This window comes from bacterium (assembly GCA_026398675.1).
Lineage (GTDB): Bacteria > RBG-13-66-14 > RBG-13-66-14 > RBG-13-66-14 > RBG-13-66-14 > RBG-13-66-14.
Genome location: JAPLSK010000195.1, coordinates 1 through 4,363, shown reverse-complemented (window position 1 = coordinate 4,363; position 4,363 = coordinate 1). Strand labels below are relative to the sequence as shown.

Annotated in this window: 4 protein-coding genes; 1 reads left to right on the top strand and 3 read right to left on the bottom strand. The window is 64.7% G+C overall.

Features of this window, described 5'->3' with window-relative positions:
* A partial coding sequence (locus NTW26_06455; protein ID MCX7021898.1) for a carboxypeptidase regulatory-like domain-containing protein occupies positions 1-1,068 on the bottom strand: 1,068 nt, incomplete at its 3' end.
* Positions 1,069-1,290: 222 nt separating this feature from the next.
* Between NTW26_06455 and NTW26_06450 the strand changes: the two genes are divergently transcribed.
* Complete coding sequence (locus tag NTW26_06450) at positions 1,291-2,481, top strand: hypothetical protein (protein ID MCX7021897.1); 1,191 nt, start codon at positions 1,291-1,293, stop codon at positions 2,479-2,481.
* Positions 2,482-3,166: 685 nt separating this feature from the next.
* Here the strand turns inward: NTW26_06450 and NTW26_06445 are convergent.
* Both NTW26_06445 and folP read right to left on the bottom strand, forming a co-directional pair.
* Positions 3,167-3,793 (bottom strand): hypothetical protein, encoded by a 627-nt coding sequence (locus NTW26_06445; protein MCX7021896.1) that lies wholly within the window; start codon positions 3,791-3,793, stop codon positions 3,167-3,169.
* Positions 3,790-4,363, bottom strand: a 574-nt coding sequence (gene folP, locus NTW26_06440) for a dihydropteroate synthase (protein ID MCX7021895.1), incomplete at its 5' end; no start/stop codon positions are given. The genes NTW26_06445 and folP, both read right to left, overlap by 4 nt.

Sequence of the window (4,363 nt, the reverse complement as noted above, 5' to 3'; positions counted from 1 at the left end):
GAGATCAGAGTTGGTGTAGTCGTAATACGAGATGTGGGGGCGGTCGGAGGAATCAAGCGCCAGAGAGGTGTACGTGCCTTCGCTTCCCGCCGAGTACACGGTCTCGATCCACCAAGAGCTACCGTTCCAGCTGGCGTATTTGAGATGACCGTCGCCGTAATACGAGATGTGGGGGCGGCCAGAGGAATCCAGCGCCAGGGAGGTGTAAGAGCCCACCCAACCAATCAAATCCACGAGTTCTATCTGCCAAGTGTCGCCGTCCCACCAAGCGTATTTTAGGTCGCTGTTAGTGGCGTCGTAATACGAGATGTGGGGGTAGTCGGAGTCATCCAGCGCCAGGGAGGTGCACTCGCCCTCCTGTCCCTCTGAGTCAACGGTCTGGATCTGCCAAGAGCTACCGTTCCAGCGGGCGTATTTTAGATCATGGTTGGTGAAGTCGTAATACGAGATGTGGGGGTAGTCGGAGTCATCCAGCGCCAGAGAGGTCCACAAGCCTACGGCTCCCGCCGAGTCCACGGTCTCGATCAACCAAGAGCTACCGTTCCAGCTGGCGTATTTGAGATCACCGTTGGTCCCGTCGTAATACGAGATGTGCGGGCGGTCCCAGGCACCGGAATCCAGCGCCAGAGAGGTGTAAAAGCCTATGCTTTTCCCAACTCCCCCGTCATCAACAGGCTGGATACCAAACTTGGCGTAAGTTAGAGCATAGCGCTCATACGGGTATCCCCAAGAACCGAGATATGAGATACAGCGAGCACCTGAGGAGTCCAGCGCCAGAGAGTTCCACATGCCTACGCATTGGTAATAACCACCCCAGGTACCCCAGTCCACGGTCTGGATCTGCCAAGAGCTACCGTTCCAAAGGGCGTATTTTAGATCACCCCAGTCGTAGCCGTATTCCGAGTAATAGGCGAAATACGAGATGTGGGGGTAGTCGGAGTCATCCAGCGCCAGGGAGGTGTACTGGCCCACCATACCTACCGAATCCACCGTCTCGGTATGCCACTCGCCGGCGGATGCCGCGCCGACGAAAATCAACATCAAAACCGCGCAAACCGCCCGCTTCATCGTGACCTCGTTTCGGTTACAGACCGCAATGGTCGCTCGACCACCGGCCAAGGGAAGAGCCGACCTCGATTTTACGGTAAACCTTCACCGCCCGGTTGTCAAGGCGTGGGGGTCGGGGGTATTCCCGAGTTGACACCCCGGCAATCGCGCTCTATAATCCGAGTTGCGCAGAAAAGGCTTCCACGGGCTTCGGCCCTCTCTTTTTCCCGCAAAGGACCCGCCATGCTGAACCCCGGCCGGCTCAAGCTCGACCTCTTCTGCAAGGGGATGCGCGTAGACGACTCGTGCTTCCTGGAGGACGACGCGCGGCGCATCATCCGCACCCGGGGCGGCCTCGGCTCCGGCCTGGACTTCGTCCTCGATGAGGGTGTCTGGGTCAACGCGCCGGTGGTGGAATCCTTCGCCAAAAAGTCGCCCTACCTGTTGGTGAAGCGGGACGGCCGGTACTTCTTGAAGGACGAGCGCGAGGAGGGCCTGGTCTACAACGCCCGGATGCTGCCACAGCCCAAGTGGTACGAACGGCTCACCTCGACCGGCGTGCCGATGAAGAAGATCGGCGTCATGCAGGGGAGCTACCTGGGCGTGTACCCGACGAGCCTGTGCGCCTTCTGGAAGGGGCACACCAACTGCCGGTACTGCTCGGTGGGGCTGAACCTGGGCGACACGGAGACCGAGGAGAAGAAGGTCATCGAGGTGCTGGAGACCTGGCGCGCGGCGCGCAAGGAGTTCCGCATCACCTTCGTCCACTTCAACACCGGCTACGAGGAGGGCCACGCCATCGAGAAGCTCTGGCCGTACCTGGATGCGGTGAAGAAGGAGACGGGGGCGATGATCGGCGTCCAGTGCCCGCCCCAGCCCGACTTCACCTGGTACGACCGGCTGAAGGGACTCGGCGTGGACCACCTCTCATTCTGCCTGGAAATCGTCAACCGGGACATCTTCCCCCTGATCTGCCCGGGGAAGGCGGACAAGCTCGGGACCGACCTCTACCTGAAGGCCATCGAGTACACGTCGAAGCTCTTCGGCCGGGGTCGGATTCACGGCGAGATAATCGCGGGGCTGGAGCCGCCCGAGGACACCATCCGCGGGGTGGAGATGTTCGCCAAGTGGGGCGCGGCGACCACCATCTGCGTCTTCCGTCCCACCGTGGGCACTGACCTGGAGAACCGTCCGCCGCCCGTATACGAGGAGATGGTTCCCATCTACCGGCGGGCCTACGAGATTTGGATGGAGAACGACGTCCCGCTGGGCATCGCCCCCGGCATCAAAGTCGCCATGACGATGATGCCCGAGGAGGCGAAGTATTTCGCCGACGAAACGACGCCCAAGTACACGGGCAAGAAGGTGAAGCAGTTCTTCATGCGTCGCGCGGCCCGGGCCTTCTACCGCGCCCGGCTGCTGTTCAAGGGGTAGAGAGGGTCAACCCTTTCACACGCTTTAAACGTAGGGCGGTCCCGTAGGATAAATCCTCCGTGGGCCGCCGTTTTTTGTTTTATGCGGGCGACCGTGGACGGTCGCCCCTACGGTGGGATTGCGCGGTTCTTAATGTAGGGCGGGGATTTTAACCGAGCGAAGCGAGCTATGCCCTCGGCAAATCCCCGCCGCCATACGCTCCCAACCCCGACCCTCACCCTAACCCTCTCCCTAGAAGGGAGAGGGGAATAGGGCACCCCTCTCCCTAGCCCTCCCCCCAAAGGGGGGAGGGGACCAGCGGCAGCCCTCACCCGTAATCCCTCTCCCACGGGGAGAGGGGGACCGCGGGCCGACCTAAACGGCGCGCCGTCGGTCGGCCCCTACGTCGGGATGGGCGACCGTGGAGGACTCGTCCTACCGGTCGTCCCTACGGTGGGATTGCGCGGTTTTTAACGTAGGGCGGGGGTTTTAATCCCCGCAGCTTTACCCTTCACCCTAACCCGTAGGCGAGCCTCCCCCTGGGAGGGAGAGGGGGCCACTGCGCCCCTCACATCGGCTGTGCCTAGCTGCGATTACGTAGGGGCGGGGCTCCGCCCCCGCCCGCGATAAAAACGAGGCCACGGGCGGGCCGGGGCCTCTCGCTCTTTGACAGCTTTTTGTTGCGGGCGGCCGCAGAGGGCCGCCCCTACTCGCCAACATCCGCCAGGACCGTCCGGCGCAGGGCCGCGGACGACAGGCTCTCCGCCCGGCGCCAGGCCAGCGTCCGCTGCTCCAGCGCCATCCGCCCCAGGGACACCGCCCGCTCGTAGTCCTTCCGGGCCTGCAGGCGGTCCACCTCGACCATGTACGGCCGGTCGGTGGTGAGCGGCCGCTCCATATACTTGACGAAGCCGGGGTCCTGGGCGTACTCGCGCTGGCTCCTGAGCCAGCCCAGCGCCCCATTCAGATGCACCGACCACACCCCGAGGACTTCGTCGCGCGAGACGTCCACCCCCAAGGATTCGATGACCGGGCCGAGGGATTCGAGCTCGGTCACGAGGCCGCGGTAGGCGAAGAGGGCGACGTGCCGCCGGGCCGGATCGGCGACCAGCGGCCGTTCATCCAACCCGCCCAGCCGGAAGGCGTTCAGCTCCCCCTCGGCCAGCTTCACCAAAAGGGCCTCGGTGAAGAGGGCCCGCTCGGCGTTCACCAGGGCGGCCGGGGGTCCGGCGGGCTCTTCCTCCCCCGAGTCCAGGACGACGACGAGCGCCGCCACGCCCAACACGAGGCCGACTCCCGCGGGCAGGGCGAAGGCGGCGACGATGCGCTTCACTGACCGGCCCCGCGGATGGCCGCCGCGACCAGGGCGGCCTGGCGCGCCTCGGCGACGTCGTGAACCCGGAGGATGTGGGCCCCGCGCAGGACGGCCGCCGTGTGCGCCGCTATCGTGCCGGGCAACCGGTCCCCCACATCGGCCCCCGTGAGCGCCCCGATGAAGGACTTCCGGCTCGCCCCCACCACCAGGGGTCGCCCGAAGCCGGCGAACCACTCCAGGTGGTTCAAGAGCGCCAGGTTGTCCTCGAGTCGCTTGCCGAAGCCGATGCCGGGGTCCAGGGCGATGCTCTCTAATCGCACCCCTTCGGCCAGGGCGGCCTCGAGGCGCTCGGCGAAGAAGGCGTGAATTTCGGCGCCCAGGTCGTCGTATTGCGGGTTCTTCTGCATTTCGCGGGGTGTGCCCCGCATGTGCATGACGATGACCCCGGCGTCGAAGAGGGCCACGGCCCGCCCCGTTCCGCCGGAGCCGCCGAGGCCGCGCATCCCGGTGACGTCGTTGATGATGTGGGCCCCCGCTTCCAGCACCGGGGCCGCCGTCTCGGGCCGGTAGGTGTCCACCGACACGACC